Origin of the sequence: Litorimonas sp. (assembly GCA_029936425.1) — a bacterium.
In the GTDB taxonomy this organism is placed as follows: domain Bacteria; phylum Pseudomonadota; class Alphaproteobacteria; order Caulobacterales; family Maricaulaceae; genus Litorimonas.
Genome location: JAPYSU010000170.1, coordinates 1 through 1,068 on the forward strand (window position 1 = coordinate 1; position 1,068 = coordinate 1,068).

At 49.7% G+C, this 1,068-nt stretch carries 1 pseudogene; it reads right to left on the reverse strand.

What is annotated here, in order from left to right:
* Nucleotides 1–1,068: pseudogene (locus ACN0IC_RS15755) on the reverse strand (hypothetical protein); the annotation flags it as partial.

Consider the following 1,068-nt stretch of genomic DNA (forward strand, 5'->3'; position numbering starts at 1 on the left):
CGTCAGGCCACCACGCACATACAGATCGACACCCTTTTCAAGGCCTCCTGGACGCTTGAGAAACACAAAGACCTGGGTATGAAGCTTTTGCTTCTCAGGTTTCTTTCTAATGGTTAAAGGGAGCCTGACCCCCACCAGGTCACCTTGCGCGAAGCGAGCCCTGATCGCTTCCAGCTCAGCTTCGTCAAAATCATCTTCATCGAGGCGGGTATCCTCAGCCCATGATTCTCTCAAAGACACGAACCGGTCAGAACCAATACAGGCATTTACCTCTTCAATGAAATCAAACAGGGCATCAATATCTTTCAGCTTTTTTCCCTGGGCGTGTTCATGTGCCAGCTCGCGAATGTTGTGCGCTGTAAGCTCTACCTCTCCAAACTCGAGGATTAGCTGGCCTGTCAGTATCGGATAGAAGTAATTCTCTATCGCCACCCCAATCATTTTATCCGGCCGGAGGCCCTCGAAAGGAAAAGGAATGACAATCGACAGTCCAGATTCACGCTGACGAGAAATTCCAAACTGATTAGTGAAGCTGTCGACAAATTGCGTGGCTTTAAGCGGGACAGGGGTCTTTTGAAATATCTCGCCCTCTCCTTCCATATCGCAGAAATAGGCGTGAGCAGGATATTCTTTGCCTTCGTATGTGTGAAGATCAAGAACTGTCTGCCCCATCAGATAGCGTTCAGATTCCCCAGTTCTGACGGTTAACCCAAAAAACACCCCCAACATTGAGGAGCTTGAATAAACCAGCTTCCCCAACCCCCATCGCCCCCGGCTCGTCCCGGTTTTATGCGACTTCCCGTGGCGTCGCCAGAAGTCACTGAAATTGTCGTTATCCTTAACATCAGTTCCTCCCGTAAGCCCCTTGGTACCAAAATCTTCAATCACCAAGGCTGATGGCACACTGAAATCAACCGCCTGAACATCACGACCTGCAGCTTCGGCGTGTTCAAGCTGTCCTGAGAAAAGCTCTTCTACGAAAGAGGGCTCCAACCAGCTTCCATCTATAAAACTGAAGCGAACATGCGTGACTTCTCCGGGAAGAGTTGCATCCAGAGAGTTCTGAAT